General features: G+C 45.0%; 4 protein-coding genes. All 4 read right to left on the reverse strand.

All coding sequences use genetic code 11. The features are described from left to right. Positions 1 to 261: 261 nt before the first annotated feature. Complete coding sequence (locus WBV27_RS11945) at positions 262 to 753, reverse strand: hypothetical protein (protein ID WP_424202355.1); 492 nt, start codon at positions 751 to 753, stop codon at positions 262 to 264. A 248-nt stretch (positions 754 to 1,001) separates the two neighbouring features. Next, entirely contained in the window at positions 1,002 to 1,322 is a 321-nt protein-coding gene (locus tag WBV27_RS11950) for a DsrE family protein (protein WP_086628449.1), read from the reverse strand. Between the two features lie 18 nt (positions 1,323 to 1,340). Continuing rightward, complete coding sequence (gene rsgA / locus WBV27_RS11955; protein WP_424202357.1) at positions 1,341 to 2,417, reverse strand: ribosome small subunit-dependent GTPase A; 1,077 nt, start codon at positions 2,415 to 2,417, stop codon at positions 1,341 to 1,343. 33 nt (positions 2,418 to 2,450) lie between these two features. Then, a partial coding sequence (locus tag WBV27_RS11960) for a Fic family protein (RefSeq protein WP_424202359.1) occupies positions 2,451 to 2,944 on the reverse strand: 494 nt, incomplete at its 5' end.

The following is a 2,944-nucleotide window of genomic DNA, read 5'->3' on the forward strand; positions in this document are numbered from 1 at the left end:
ATAAACTACTTGAATGATTATTTCGTCGCTGCCTATAATCTTCATTTTAGCTGTGGATTCTTATATATTCATTTTACCACTTCTGTAATCAAATGCTTAAGCCCTTGCATTTGATGTCATTGATTTGAACTTTCCAAGCAATCCTACTACGATAGCTTCCAAATCAACCAGTGCTGCTCAATCAATTCATTAGCATAAAAGTAAAAAAAGCACCTCCACGAAGAAGTTACTTTTCCCTTATATTCAGACATTCTTATCCCGTTAAGCTGCTAGTTCACTGTTGTCTTTCGCATCCTTAATCTGATGCAGCTTGAACAAAACTGTTCTGGCAATCGGTTGGGCGACCAACGCTTCTATCGCAAACGAAATGGCGAAGTTACGAGGCCATTTGTAGAAAAATGTCCGGATCGGTTCGATGCTGACGTTTCTGCTGCCGATCCATGTGCCGACTACCGTCATGAATATCGACATCAAGAAAACTGTGCACAGGATATTCACAATGATATGCGCATTGAAGCTGTCGCCTTCTTTGACCAGCTTGCCGGTCATCAACTCAGCCGGTTTGTATGTGATCAAGACAAGTGCGATGACGCTGCACCAAATCAGCGGGATCACTTTCAAGACATCCATCCATACGTCCATCCGGAATCCCATTTCAAAAAAAGTGATCAATGGTGCAATAGTGTTTACGGAAATGATTGATATGATCGCTAAAAATAGCGCAAACTCCTTTTTGTTTCTTGGTAAATTCATGTAAAATTCCATCTTTTGTTTCCCCATTTCTGTTATTTCGAAATTTCAGGCAAAAAAAATGCGTGAGATCACAAAAGTGATCTCACGCTGAACCATTATACGCGTTGAAATTTCTATAATTAATATTATAATGATTTTCCGAGCATTTTGTAAGTACATTTTTCAAAAAAACTTTTTATTTATGATAAAAATCGGTAAATGCAGATTCGCCTTTTTGTATGTTCTTACTTAAGTTTGCCTAATTATTTTCAGAAAGTAACGACCTTGTCCGCCCACTCGACCATCTGGACGCAATCGATCATGGTGCTGATCGGGCAAACATCCGAGCCTTCCATGTTGCGTGACTTCAGGCACGTGCCGCAAGCCAATATTTCGCCGTCAAGCTCATCGAAAGCTTGCACTTGCGCGGCTACATCATATTTTTCATGGGTCATGTTTTCGATTTCAACGGCTTCGCCCATCAGGAAAACTTTCACTTCATGTCCGGTCTTCTTCGCGGTCACGGCGAACCTCATGGCGTTCCAGGATTTCTCGTATTCCTTTGTTTCAATGATGATTCCTAATTTCATTTTGATTCCTCCAATTTGTTATTTGCCCTTATCTTTTGATTTGATGTACCTCTTAGCGTTCTTGATGCCGCCGAAGTCGGAAAACATGGTGCTGATTTTCTCTTTTTCGATCTGTTTGGAATTCATGCCTTCATACTTGGCTTCCTTCTTGAGCTTCAGGTAGCTCTGCAGCCGCTCTTCGGTCAGCGTGCCCTCCTCTATCGCCTTCCTGACCATGCAGCCCGGCTCGTTTTCGTGCTTGCAATCCTTGAATTTGCATTTTTCCGCCAATTCATCGATGTCGATGAACGTTCTCGCCAAGTTCGCGCTCTCCAATCCAAGTTCGCGCATGCCCGGCGTGTCGATGATGCAACCACCCGTAGGAATGAGGAACAGCTCCCGATTTGTGGTCGCATGCCGACCTTTGTCATCTCTTCTGATTTCCAGCGTCTTATTCAGGTCTTCCCCAAGGATCCGGTTGATCAAGGTTGACTTGCCCACACCGGATGAGCCGATGAAAACAACGGTCTGGCCCAGTGTGATGTACTTCAGGACGGCCGTATATCCGTCTTCGCTCAGGCTCGACGTGACCAGCACATCGACCCCGAAAGCAATCGTCTCAATTTCACGCAGCTTTTCCGGGATATCCGCGCACAGATCCGCTTTCGTCAGCACAATCACCGGCGTTGCACCGCTGTCCCACGCAATCGCCAAGTAGCGTTCCAGCCTCCGCAGATTGAAGTCATTGTTGAGCGACATGCAGATGAAGACAATGTCGATGTTCGCAGCTACAACCTGGACGTCATGCGCTTTTCCGGCTGCTTTTCGGATAAAGACGCTTTTCCTTGTCAGTGTCTGGTGGATGATGGCATGGTCCTGGCTTCCCTCATTCCGGTCGATCATCACAAAGTCGCCGACTGCCGGATAGTCCGACATATCGACTGCAGCATGGCGCATTTTCCCGGATATTTCGGCCAGCATCTCCGATTCAGCGGTCGCAACCCGATACAATTCCTTGTATTGCGCGATGACTCTTGCCGGATGCAGGTCCGGATAAAGGGTCGCCTCCTGCGCGAACCTGTCCGTGAATCCCAGATTTGTTAATTTGTCAGGCATTTCATTCACTTCCTTTCGAACAAAACCGCTATGTCATTCCAGAACCATTAACCACAATTTTTCTGACTCAATCACGAGTTCCGCTACCAATTTTATGAAAGGTCCGTAATCCATGGTCATGTGGGCGTGATCAAGCACCTTATAATAGTCAGCACGGTTTTCGTTTTTGATGATGATTGGTGGATAGCCGGATTTCATAAGTTCAAAGTTCAACAATAACCGTGATGTCCTACCGTTTCCGTCAATGAACGGGTGAATTTTCACGAATTCGCCATGCAGTAAAGTCGCCCGCACAACGGGGTGATACCCAAGCCATTCGTTCTGATATTCGGCAATCAATTTTTGCATATATTCGCTTATTTGATAATGTTTCGGCGGAATATGCTTTGCACCACTGATTACCACATTCTCGCTCCGATATTTCCCCGCATTTTGATTATCAATTTGCTTCAGAACCAGTGCATGGATGTTCTTGATGTTCCATTCGGAGAGCGGTTCTTTTTCAGAAACAAGTTGTTCGATGAAAA

It is taken from the genome of Trichococcus sp. (assembly GCF_049589555.1).
GTDB lineage: Bacteria > Bacillota > Bacilli > Lactobacillales > Aerococcaceae > Trichococcus.

What these genes read in the sequence shown, in the direction of transcription:
- WBV27_RS11945 (WP_424202355.1), bottom strand. Translation starts at nt 753, where the DNA reads ATGAATTTACCAAGAAACAAAAAGGAGTTTGCGCTATTTTTAGCGATC.
- WBV27_RS11950 (WP_086628449.1), bottom strand. Translation starts at nt 1,322, where the DNA reads ATGAAATTAGGAATCATCATTGAAACAAAGGAATACGAGAAATCCTGG.
- rsgA (WP_424202357.1), bottom strand. Translation starts at nt 2,417, where the DNA reads ATGCCTGACAAATTAACAAATCTGGGATTCACGGACAGGTTCGCGCAG.